Annotated in this window: 3 protein-coding genes and 1 pseudogene; 3 read left to right on the forward strand and 1 reads right to left on the reverse strand. The window is 63.5% G+C overall.

Annotated elements, in window-relative coordinates:
* Positions 1 to 204: 204 nt before the first annotated feature.
* Entirely contained in the window at positions 205 to 378 is a 174-nt protein-coding gene (tnpB, locus tag NKI39_RS34025) for an IS66 family insertion sequence element accessory protein TnpB (protein WP_352837517.1), read from the reverse strand.
* A 260-nt stretch (positions 379 to 638) separates the two neighbouring features.
* On the opposite strand from tnpB (NKI39_RS34025), the gene tnpA reads away from it, so the two are divergent.
* The 3 genes and pseudogenes from tnpA to tnpC all read left to right on the forward strand — a co-directional run.
* Complete coding sequence (gene tnpA, locus NKI39_RS34030; protein ID WP_352483797.1) at positions 639 to 1,085, forward strand: IS66-like element accessory protein TnpA; 447 nt, start codon at positions 639 to 641, stop codon at positions 1,083 to 1,085.
* Positions 1,082 to 1,438, forward strand: coding sequence for an IS66 family insertion sequence element accessory protein TnpB (gene tnpB, locus NKI39_RS34035; protein ID WP_352837520.1), 357 nt, complete (start codon positions 1,082 to 1,084; stop codon positions 1,436 to 1,438). Before tnpA ends, tnpB (NKI39_RS34035) begins: the two co-directional genes overlap by 4 nt.
* 48 nt (positions 1,439 to 1,486) lie before the next feature.
* Positions 1,487 to 2,854: pseudogene (gene tnpC / locus NKI39_RS34040) on the forward strand (IS66 family transposase); the annotation flags it as partial.
* Between the last annotated feature and the right edge of the window lie 37 nt (positions 2,855 to 2,891).

Here is a 2,891-nt window from a genome sequence, read left to right on the forward strand (position 1 = left end):
TTATTGCTCCCTCGCTTATCGTGACGGGAGAGGCAATCGAAGAAATCGTTGATCGTTTAGCCGACGCTGTCGAGCAAGCATTGGACCTTTGAGCACACTCGGATATAAGCTCCAACATTACACGCTTTCCATCACGGGCGCGCCGGGGAATCCTGAGCCCGAAGGAGAAAGTGATGAGATATAATGTGGCGGCAAAGCTCGCGATCACCGCGGAATTACCGCTTCGGGACCGCGCCGCCACATGTCCACGGCGACACATAAGAACGGATCGGCGACCATCGTCTCGCGCACCAGCGCGGCCAATCCCTCCGCGCCCTTGCGGAAGTCTACTGGCTTCGTCGCCGCCATGACATTGACCGCACCAGTCGGCCCGATCACGACGTCGCCTTCACCGCGCGAATGACCGCAGACACCGTGCTGGCGTCGGCGCCATGGCCGACCCGCATCACAACGCCGTCGATCTCAAGCTCGCAAGCTCGATCACACCGGCGTCACGGACCGCCTTCTGCTTGCGTGGTCGTCCTGGGCGCTGCGCTGTGGGTTCCGACAAGGACGCTGCAACGTAAGCGCTGTCCCGGCGGCACCTTTCGCGCGTGGATGTAAGGGACGATGTTCGAGGCCTTTGAGGGCTTCGACATATGACGATTTCAGAGTTTACGCTTAAGTCCAGGGACGAGGAGCCGGTCCGTCGGCTGGAGATCTTCACTGGTTCGGGTCGGCGGCGTGAGTGGCCGCCGGAGGAGAAGGCCCGGATAGTGGCGGAGAGCTACGAGGCGGGCGAGACGGTTTGTGCTGTGGCACGCCGGTATGGGCTTTCCCCGCAGCAATTGTTCACTTGGCGTCGGGCTGCTCGCCGGCCGATGGGGGAGGCAGCAATATTGGAATCCATGTTCGTGCCGGCGGTGGTGACGGCAGCGCCTCCGAAGCCTGCGGCGAAGCATCGGCCGCAGCCAAGAAAGCGGGAGCCGGCTCGAGACGCTGGTGTGATCGAGCTCGAGATCGACGGCATCGCAATGCGGGTGGGTCGTGGGGCGGATTCGAAGACGGTTGCAGCGGTGATCCGTGCGCTGAGGGCAACGTCGTGATCGGGCCAACGGGAGCGGTCAAGGTCATGGTGGCGACGAAGCCGGTCGACTTCCGCAAGGGAGCGGAAGGTCTGGCAGCGCTCGTGCGCGAGGCGATGGGCGCGGATCCATTCTCGGGCGCGGTCTACGTGTTCCGGGCCAAGCGGGCCGACCGGATCAAGCTCGTCTACTTCGACGGCACGGGCGTATGCTTGTTCGCCAAGCGGCTGGAGGATGGCAAGTTCTGCTGGCCGGGCATTGCCGATGGTGTCGTGCGACTGACGGCGGCACAGTTGCAGGCACTCCTGGAAGGCCTCGACTGGCGGCGGGTGCACGAAACGCGCGAGATGCGTGTTCCAACGACGGCGAGCTGACCATCCCCTTATTGCCAAATCACTGGAATCCATGCTTGAATCCGCTTCGTGACCGACGCGGCCGCTGCCCTACCCGACGATCCTCATGCGCTTCAGGCGATGCTTCTGGCCGCGCGTGCGGAGAATGAGAGGCTCCGCCAAATCATCAAGGAGTTGCAGCGCCATCGCTTCGGGCGAAGGGCGGAGAGCCTGCCCGAAGACCAGCTTCTTCTGGGCCTGGAGGAAGCCGAGCAGGTAGAGGCGGAGGGCTTCGCCAGCGCGGAAGCCGCGGACCCCTCAAAGCGTGATGCCAGGGCTCGTAAGCGTCGCGCCAACCGCGGCTCGTTGCCCGCCCATCTGTCGCGCGTCGAGCAGGTAATCGACATCGCCGACAAGATCTGCCCGTGCTGCCAAGGCCAGCTGCATGTTATGGGCGAGGACGTCTCCGAGCGTCTCGACATCGTGCCCGCCCAGTTCCGGGTGATTGTCACCCGTCGACCGAAATATGCGTGTCGGGCCTGCGAAGAGGTGGTCGTGCAGGCGCCAGCGCCGGCACGTCTCGTCGAAGGCGGCATTCCTACAGAGGCCACGGTGGCTCATGTTCTGGTGTCGAAGTATGCCGACCACCTTCCCCTATATCGTCAGGCCCAGATCTACGCCCGCCAGGGCGTCAATCTCGACCGTTCGACACTCGCCGACTGGGTGGGCAAGGCAGCTTTCCTGCTTCGCCCTGTGCATGAGCGGCTGTTCGAGCGGTTGAAGGCTTCAGACAAGCTCTTCGCGGACGAGACCACTGCGCCTGTGCTTGATCCGGGCCGGGGGCGGACCAAAACGGGGCAGTTGTTCGCCTATGCCCGAGACGACCGACCTTGGGGCGGAATGGACCTACCCGGCGTCGCCTATCTCTACGCTCCGGACCGCAAGGCCGAACAGCCGATCCGGCATCTTCAGGACTTTGTCGGAACCCTGCAGGTCGACGGATACGCGGGCTACAAGGCGCTGGCCGAACGCAACGCCGTGAGCTTGGCCTTTTGCTGGTCGCACGTGCGTCGCCGCTTCTATGAGCTCGCGCAGTCCGGCCCCGCGCCGATCGCGACGGAGGCGCTCGCCCGCATCGCCCAACTCTACCACGTTGAGAGCGATATCCGCGGTCGTTCCGCCGACGAACGCCGCGCCGTCCGGCAGGAGAGAAGCCGTCCCGTAATCAATGCCCTTGAGCCGTGGCTTAGGCAGCAACTCACCCTTATCAGCCAGAAGACCAAGCTGGCGGAAGCCATCCGCTACGCGCTCTCGCGCTGGCAAGGTCTGACAGGATTCCTCGACAACGGTACGATCGAGATCGACTCCAACGTCGTCGAGCGCGCCATCCGCAAGAATGCGCTCTTCGCCGGCTCCGACGGCGGTGCGATATACTGCTCATCTGTCGATCGCCTTATAAATTAAAGACATTTTGGCGCGGATCATGAGACGCCGG

The organism is Mesorhizobium sp. M0664, from assembly GCF_040320565.1.
GTDB lineage: Bacteria > Pseudomonadota > Alphaproteobacteria > Rhizobiales > Rhizobiaceae > Mesorhizobium.

Bases quoted from the DNA above. Each gene is read 5' to 3' on its own strand.
- tnpA (WP_352483797.1), top strand. From the start codon at position 639: ATGACGATTTCAGAGTTTACGCTTAAGTCCAGGGACGAGGAGCCGGTC.